Annotated in this window: 4 tRNA genes; all 4 read left to right on the forward strand. The window is 45.3% G+C overall.

Features of this window, described 5'->3' with window-relative positions:
• Nucleotides 1-357: 357 nt before the first annotated feature.
• The 4 genes from PSE7429_RS23015 (at nucleotide 358) to PSE7429_RS23030 (ending at nucleotide 777) form a co-directional block, all read left to right on the forward strand.
• Nucleotides 358-431, forward strand: a tRNA-Phe gene (locus tag PSE7429_RS23015).
• A 62-nt stretch (nucleotides 432-493) separates the two neighbouring features.
• Nucleotides 494-566 (forward strand) — tRNA-Asn (locus PSE7429_RS23020).
• 12 nt (nucleotides 567-578) lie between these two features.
• Nucleotides 579-651, forward strand: a tRNA-Leu gene (locus PSE7429_RS23025).
• Nucleotides 652-705: 54 nt separating this feature from the next.
• A tRNA-Pro gene (locus tag PSE7429_RS23030) sits at nucleotides 706-777 on the forward strand.
• Nucleotides 778-864: the final 87 nt, after the last annotated feature.

The raw sequence follows: 864 nt of genomic DNA on the forward strand, positions 1-864 counted from the left end.
ACAGGAAATTTTTGTAAAGCGTTGCTTTGCAACGCTTTCAAAAATTTCCTTGGTTTGGGTTTGAGCGCAAAGCCCTGTAAAACCTAGAAGAGTGCACCGCCTGCAATGCGGGCGGTGTGCTCTCTGGTTTTGGTTTTTAATTATGCTGAACTCCTTAGAAAGGAAGCGCCAATTGCTTCCTTTCTAGTCAAAGCAGACTTCACCCATTGCATCAAAAATATTTTGAGAAACCTCTTGACAGCTTTGTAGTATTTATACTACAAATATACTACAAAGCAATCGTAAAAGCCACCGCACCTTGACAACTGAATACTTACACCATGTATAGCTGTCGCCAATTTTACTTTGACAAACTATCCCTTGGTAGCTCAGTTGGTAGTAGCGCCTGTCTGAAGAACAGGAGGTCGTCAGTTCGATTCTGACCTAAGGGGCTTATCCCAAATCAATCGGGAAGTTTCAGAAATGGCTTTACCATTTCTGAAACTTGGGTTATTGCCTTGTAGCTCAGTGGTAGTAGCGATCGCCTGTTAAGCGAGAGGTCGTAGGTTCAATCCCTACCAAGGCAGTTAGTAAGTTTTGCTCCTGTAGCCCAATGGAAGAGGCGTTCGGCTTAGACCCGAAACGTTGGAGGTTCAAATCCTCTCAGGAGTATTGAATAAAAGTATTGAATAAAAGCATCGCTTTGCAATACTTTTATTCTCTTTTCCAGGTGTGGCGCAGAGGTAGCGCGGCTGCTTTGGGAGCAGAAGGTCATAGGTTCGATCCCTATCACTTGGATACAGCACAAAGCGCTGGGCATAGGAAACTTACAGCGCAGTGCGCTGTAAAACCCAGAAGAGAGTACCGCCCGCTACGCGGGCGGTA

Origin of the sequence: Pseudanabaena biceps PCC 7429, from assembly GCF_000332215.1 — a bacterium.
Lineage (GTDB): Bacteria > Cyanobacteriota > Cyanobacteriia > Pseudanabaenales > Pseudanabaenaceae > Pseudanabaena > Pseudanabaena biceps.